Source organism: Brevundimonas sp. (assembly GCF_036405315.1).
Lineage (GTDB): Bacteria > Pseudomonadota > Alphaproteobacteria > Caulobacterales > Caulobacteraceae > Brevundimonas.
Genome location: NZ_DASWXW010000194.1, coordinates 1 through 5,611 on the forward strand (window position 1 = coordinate 1; position 5,611 = coordinate 5,611).

General features: G+C 68.4%; 7 protein-coding genes. 3 read left to right on the top strand and 4 right to left on the bottom strand.

Annotated elements, in window-relative coordinates; translation table 11 throughout:
- The 3 genes from VGE49_RS12010 to VGE49_RS12020 all read left to right on the top strand — a co-directional run.
- Positions 1–628 (top strand): enoyl-ACP reductase FabI (locus VGE49_RS12010; RefSeq protein WP_331034779.1); only part of this gene is annotated, 628 nt, incomplete at its 5' end.
- Positions 629–719: 91 nt separating this feature from the next.
- Positions 720–1,892 (top strand): benzoate/H(+) symporter BenE family transporter, encoded by a 1,173-nt coding sequence (locus VGE49_RS12015; RefSeq protein ID WP_331034780.1) that lies wholly within the window; start codon positions 720–722, stop codon positions 1,890–1,892.
- 100 nt (positions 1,893–1,992) lie between these two features.
- Positions 1,993–2,166, top strand: a complete 174-nt coding sequence (locus VGE49_RS12020; protein ID WP_114817138.1) for a YegP family protein — start codon at positions 1,993–1,995, stop codon at positions 2,164–2,166.
- A 45-nt stretch (positions 2,167–2,211) separates the two neighbouring features.
- On the opposite strand, the gene VGE49_RS12025 is transcribed toward VGE49_RS12020, so the two are convergent.
- From VGE49_RS12025 to ffh, 4 genes are all read right to left on the bottom strand, one after another.
- The gene (locus VGE49_RS12025; RefSeq protein WP_331034781.1) at positions 2,212–2,916 is read right to left on the bottom strand and encodes a glutathione S-transferase N-terminal domain-containing protein; all 705 of its coding nucleotides are present in this window, start codon (positions 2,914–2,916) and stop codon (positions 2,212–2,214) included.
- A gap of 84 nt (positions 2,917–3,000) precedes the next feature.
- A complete protein-coding gene (gene rimM / locus VGE49_RS12030; protein ID WP_331034782.1) occupies positions 3,001–3,528 on the bottom strand; it encodes a ribosome maturation factor RimM in 528 nt (175 codons plus the stop codon).
- 109 nt (positions 3,529–3,637) lie between these two features.
- Positions 3,638–4,168, bottom strand: a complete 531-nt coding sequence (gene rpsP, locus VGE49_RS12035; RefSeq protein ID WP_331034783.1) for a 30S ribosomal protein S16 — start codon at positions 4,166–4,168, stop codon at positions 3,638–3,640.
- A 27-nt stretch (positions 4,169–4,195) separates the two neighbouring features.
- Positions 4,196–5,611: signal recognition particle protein (gene ffh, locus VGE49_RS12040; protein ID WP_331034784.1), on the bottom strand; the 1,416-nt coding region annotated here is incomplete at its 5' end.

A 5,611-nucleotide genomic window follows, 5' to 3' on the forward strand; every position in this document is an offset into this window, starting at 1 on the left:
CGTCGGCGCCAAGCTGCTGATCCAGGCCGACGTCACCGACGACGCCTCGATGGACAAGGCCTTCGAGGAACTGGAGAAGGAATTCGGCACGATCGACTTCGTCGTCCACTCGGTGGCCTTCGCCAACAAGGACGAGCTGAAGGGCTCCTTCGTCGACAACACCACCCGCGACAGCTTCCTGCTGGCCATGAACATCTCGGCCTTCAGCTTTGTCGATGTGGCCAAGCGTTCGGCGAAACTGATGCCCAACGGCGGCTCGATGATCACCCTGACCTATCTGGGTTCGGAACGGGTCATCCCCAACTACAACACCATGGGCGTGGCCAAGGCCGCCCTGGAGGCCGCGACGCGCTATATCGCCCGCGACCTGGGTCCGAAGAACATCCGCGTCAACGCCATCTCGGCGGGCGCCATGCGCACCCTGTCGCTGGCCGGCATCTCGGGCGGACGCGGCCTGCACTCCAAGTCGGCCCAATTCTCGCTGATCAAGGAAGAGACCTCGATGGAAGGCGTCGCCGGCGCCGCCCTGTGGCTGTGCTCGGACCTGGGCCGCTCGACCACGGGCGAAGTCGTCCACGTCGACGCCGGCTTCCACGCCGTCGGCCTGCCGGACGACATGGAGGGCTGATCCCTCCGGGCCGGAAAATGCAAAGGGCCGCCGGGCGAACCGGCGGCCCTTTTTGCTTTCAGGGCGCCGCCGCCCGGCCTAGCCTCGCCATATGAGTTCGTCGCGCCTTCCCCCGCCCGCCAGCTTCTCCGCCGCCGCCGTGGCGACCGTCATCGGTTTCGGCGGCACGGTGGCCCTGGTGGTGCAGGCGGGGCAGGCGCTGGGGGCCGCGCCCGTCCAGATCATCTCCATGGTCACGGCGCTCTGCCTCGGCATCGGCCTGCCGGGGGCGGTGCTGAGCTGGCGGCTGAAGATGCCGGTGGTCCTGGCCTGGTCCACGCCGGGCGCAGCCCTGCTGGCAGCCTCGACCCTGGGCCTCGGCTGGTCGACCGCCGTCGGCGCCTTCGTCATCGCCGGGCTTCTGATGGTGATGACGGGGCTGGTCCCGGCCCTGGGGCGGCTGGCCGAGCGCATCCCCGCCGCCGTCGCCTCGGCCATGCTGGCGGGGGTGCTGCTGCCCTTCTGTGTGAAGCTGTTTCTCGTCTTCCCCGCCGACATGGGGCTGGCGGCGGGTCTGATGGCGGTCTTCCTAATCATGCGCCGGGTCGCCGCCGCCTGGGCCCTGCCGGCGGTTCTGGTCGCGGCCTTCGCGGTCCTGGCCCTGAGGGGCCAGGTCGGCCTGCCCGCCGGAACTGGCCTGTTCGGTCAGTTGTCGCCGGTCACGCCCGCCTTTGACTGGAAGGCGGCGATCAGCCTGGCCCTGCCGCTCTATCTGGTGACGCTGGCGTCGCAGAACCTGCCCGGCCTGGTGGTGCTGAGGGCCGCCGGCTACGCCCCGCCTGCTGGAAAGCTGATCTTCTGGGGCGGGCTGACCAGCACGCTGCTGGCCCCCTTCGGCGCCCACGGCGTCAATCTGGCCGCCATCACCGCCGCCCTCTGCACCGGACCCGAGGCCCATCCCGACCCGGAGCGGCGCTGGACCGTCGGCGTCCTCTACGGCCTCTACTACCTCGTCGTGGCCCTGTTCGCGGCGCCGCTGGCGGGGCTGTTCATCGCCATGCCGACGGGGGCGCTGGCGGTCATCACCGGCCTGGCCCTGATCGCGCCGCTGACGGGCTCGCTGAGCGGCATGATGAGCGTGGCCGAGGATCGCGAGGCGGCGGTGCTGACCTTCGCCGCCACCGCGTCGGGCGTGTCCCTGTTCGGGGTCGGCTCGGCCTTCTGGGGCCTGGCGGTCGGCTTCCTGGCCCTGGCCGCGCGGCGCTGGATCCGGCCGCGCGCCTGAGCCCGCCTGACCCGGTTTTACATTTCGCGGGCTTCCGTCCCCAGCGGGACTGTGACAGCCTGACGCCCGGCCGACTGGCGGCCGTCAGAGCGAGGCGATCATGGCGCACAAGTTCGAAGTCTATCAGGACAAGGCCGGCGAGTTCCGCGTCCGGTTCAAATACAATTCCGAGATTATCTTCTCGACCGAGGGCTATTCCGACAAGTCGGGCGCCAAGCGCGCCATCGAGTCGATCAAGAAGCACGTCGGCGACGCCCCGACCGAAGAAGTCTGAGTTCCGCGGGGGGCCGGCGCCTTCGCCCGCCCCCGCACCCCTCTCCTACGGCCGCGCCGGGATGTTCAGACCCCGCTGCACCGCCGGTCGCGCCAATCCCCGCTCCAGCCAGGCGGCGACGCGCGGGAAGTCGGCGAAACCGACCAGATCGCCGGCCTCATAGAAGCCGATCAGGTTGCGCACCCAGCCCAGGATGGCGATGTCGGCGATGGTGTAGTCCTCGCCCATGATCCAGTCCCGGCCCTCCAGACGCCCCTCCAGAACCCCCAGCAGGCGCCGCGACTCGGCGACGTAGCGGTCGCGCGGGCGCTTGTCCTCGAACTCGCGTCCGGCGAACTTGTGGAAGAAGCCGAGCTGGCCGAACATCGGGCCGATCGAGGCCATCTGGAAGAAGACCCACTGCAGGGTCTCGTAGCGCGCCGCCGGATCGGCGGGAAGGAAACGCCCGGTCTTCTCGGCCAGATAGACCAGGATGGCGCCGGATTCGAACAGGGGCAGGGGTTTGCCGCCCGGACCGTCGGGGTCGATGATGGCCGGGATCTTGCCGTTGGGGTTCAGCGACAGATAGTCGGGCGTCCATGTCTCGTTCTTGCCGATGTCCACCAGATGCGGCTCATAGGCCAGGCCCAGTTCCTCCAGCAGGATGGAGACCTTCACGCCGTTGGGCGTCGGCAGGGAGTAGAGCTGCAGCCGGTCGGGATGCCGGGCCGGATACTGGCGGGTGATCGGGAAGGCGGACAGGTCGGCCATCAGGCGCTCCGAAAGCGAGGTTGAAGCTCCCATGTTGGAAGTCGGACCGTCCGTCGCAATAGCCACCGCGTCGGTGGCGGTCGATCAGACCTCGTCGCGCTCGTCCACCTCGGTCGGGCGCACGATGCGCAGCCAGCCCTCGGAGATGCGCAGGTCCGGCGCCGCCTCGCGGGTGAAGGGCAGATACCAGGTCGGACCGCCTTCCTTGGGCGCGATCTCCAGCATGTCCGAGGCGCCGAAATTCTGCACCGACTTGACCGTGCCGACGACGGCGTCGTCGAGGTCGCGGGCTTCCAGACCGACCAGATCGGTCAGGTAGAACTCGTCTTCCTCGGGTTCGGGCAGGCGGTCGCGCGGCACGAACAGCTTTTGCCCGCGCAGGGCGTCGGCCTGTTCCTTGACGGTGATCTCCTTGACCCTGGCCACCACGCCCGCCTTGTCCGGCCGCGCCGAGAGCAGGGTCAGGGCCGGGGTGCCGTCGGCCTTCAGCAGGGGCTGATAGGTCATCAGGGCCATGGGGTCGGCGGTGAAGGCGGTGACGCGCACTTCCCCCTTCACGCCGAAGGCGCCGCCGACCTGGCCGACGAGGATCAGTTTTTCAGCACCGCTCATCGCAGGCTCCGTTCGTAATTGTCAGCGCCAGATAGCAGAAAAGCAGCGCCCGGGATCGGACGCTGCTTTCCATTTCCGCATCCCGGCCGGAACCGGGAAGCCGAAGGGTTTAGCCCTCGGCGTTTTCTTCGGCGGCCGGAGCTTCTTCAGCAGCGGCTTCGACCGGGGCTTCTTCAGCAGCCGGAGCGTTCTTGGCGGCTTCGGCGGCGGCGGCGGCTTCTTCCTTGGCGCGGGCGGCGGCTTCGGCAGCCTCGACCTTGGCGGCGGCTTCAGCTTCCAGACGGTCGGCTTCGCGCTGGGCGCGCTCGGCGGCGCGTTCCTGGGCCTTCTTGCCCGGAGCGCCCTTGTTCGGGTTGTTCGACTGGGTCCAGGCGACCTTGCCGACCAGGGCTTCGTCCTGGCTCTGGCTGATGAAGCGGGCGACGCGGTCGGTCGGCTGAGCGCCCTTGGCCAGCCACTCCGAGATGCGGTCGGCCTTCAGGACGACGCGCGGTTGGGCGCTGTCCTTGGGCAGCATCGGGTTGTAGCTGCCGACGCGCTCGATGAACTTGCCGTCGCGCGGAGCGTGCGAGTCAGCCACGACGATGTAGTAGTAGGGGCGCTTCTTGGCGCCGCCGCGGGCCAGACGAATCTTCAGCATTTTCAGTCTCTTTCTAGAAAATCGAAATCAGTTCTTTTTCGGGAAGCCCGGAAGACCCGGAAGGCCCCCCGGAAGTTGTCCGCCGCCCAGACCCGCCAGGCGGTCCTGAATGGCTTTCATTTCATCGGCGCTGGGTTCGGCCATCTTGCCGCCGCCCAGGGCCTTGAGGCGGGCCATGTCGGGACCGCCCATTCCGGGGAGGCCGGGCATTCCGCCGCCGCCTCCGCCGAGACCGCCCATCATGGCGGCCATCTTCTGCAGGTTCTTGCCGCCGCCCTTGGACAGGGACTTGACCATGTCCGCCATCTGCCGGTGCTGTTTCAGCAGGCGGTTGATGTCCTGGACCTCGACGCCGGCGCCGGCGGCGACGCGCTTCTTGCGACTGGCGTTCAGCAGGTCGGGCTTCTTGCGCTCGGCCTTGGTCATGGAGCTGATGATGGCTTCCTGACGGGCGATCATCTTGTCGTTGACGTTGCTGTCGGCCATCTGGGCCTTCAGCTTGGCCACGCCGGGCAGCATGCCCATGATGCCCTGAAGCCCGCCCATCTTCTTCATCTGCTGCAGCTGGGCGGCCAGATCGTCCAGATCGAACTGACCCTTGGCCAGCTTGCGGGCCATCTTCTCGGCCTTGGCCTGGTCCAGTTCGCCTGCGGCCTTTTCGACCAGGGCGACGATGTCGCCCTGACCCAGGATGCGGCCGGCGACGCGGCGGGCGTCGAAGACGTCGAGGGCGTCGACCTTTTCGCCGGCGCCCAGATACTTGATCGGCAGGCCGGTGACGGCGCGCATCGACAGCATGGCGCCGCCGCGGCCATCGCCGTCGGCGCGGGTCAGCACCAGGCCGGTCAGCGGCAGACGCTCGTGGAAGGCGGCGGCCGTGCGCACCGCGTCCTGACCCGTCAGGCTGTCGGCGACCAGCAGGGTCTCGACCGGATTGGCGACCCGGGCGACCTCGGCCACCTCGGCCATCAGGGCCTCGTCCAGCGTGATGCGGCCGGCGGTGTCGAGGATCAGGACGTCGAAGCCCTGGAGCTTGGCGGATTGCAGCGCGCGCTTGGCGATCTCGACCGCCGACTGGCCCGCCACGATGGGCAGGGTCGCGACCTCGATCTGCTGACCCAGGGTCGCCAGTTGCTCCATGGCCGCCGGACGACGCGTGTCCAGCGAGGCCATCATGACCTTCTTCTTGTCGAACTTGGTCAGACGCAGGGCCAGCTTGGCCGAGGTCGTGGTCTTGCCCGAGCCCTGCAGGCCGGCCATCAGGATCACGGCGGGCGGGGTCGCATTGATGTTGATCGGGGTCGGCTCTTCGCCGCCCAGCATCTCGACCAGACCGTCATAGACGATCTTGACCACCTGATCGGCCGGCTTGACCGAACGGATGACCTCTTCGCCGGTCGCCTGTTCCTTGGCGCGGCTGATGAAGTCCTTGACCACCGGCAG

Coding starts and splice junctions, on each gene's coding strand:
- VGE49_RS12015 (WP_331034780.1), top strand. CDS start 720: ATGAGTTCGTCGCGCCTTCCCCCGCCCGCCAGCTTCTCCGCCGCCGCC.
- VGE49_RS12025 (WP_331034781.1), bottom strand. CDS start 2,916: ATGGCCGACCTGTCCGCCTTCCCGATCACCCGCCAGTATCCGGCCCGG.
- rimM (WP_331034782.1), bottom strand. CDS start 3,528: ATGAGCGGTGCTGAAAAACTGATCCTCGTCGGCCAGGTCGGCGGCGCC.
- VGE49_RS12020 (WP_114817138.1), top strand. CDS start 1,993: ATGGCGCACAAGTTCGAAGTCTATCAGGACAAGGCCGGCGAGTTCCGC.
- rpsP (WP_331034783.1), bottom strand. CDS start 4,168: ATGCTGAAGATTCGTCTGGCCCGCGGCGGCGCCAAGAAGCGCCCCTAC.